Raw genomic sequence first — 254 nt, 5'->3', positions numbered from 1 at the left:
CTTATCGGGCGTCTATCAGCCAGAACTGTATAAGCTTGAACGCAATAAAAAAGTCATCCGTGCATTGAAGACGATTGACAAGGACTTTCATCAGAAATTAGTGTTCATGAACCCGACCGTCCGGCGCTATACAGCCCGGGCACTCGAGGCTGAAGTGCCGGAACAATTCATGCCGCCGCCCATCGAACAAGCGGCACATGAAGTCGATTACGGCAGCCCCCACTCGAGGCGTATCGTCTCGGTCGGGGCGATCC

The 254-nt window shown here is 53.9% G+C and carries 1 pseudogene; it reads left to right on the top strand.

Annotated features, from left to right (window positions below):
- Window positions 1-254: pseudogene (locus tag SB775_RS31685) on the top strand (glycosyltransferase); the annotation flags it as partial.

Source organism: Peribacillus sp. SIMBA_075, assembly GCF_046534585.1.
This window is presented reverse-complemented; position numbering and strand designations above follow the sequence as displayed.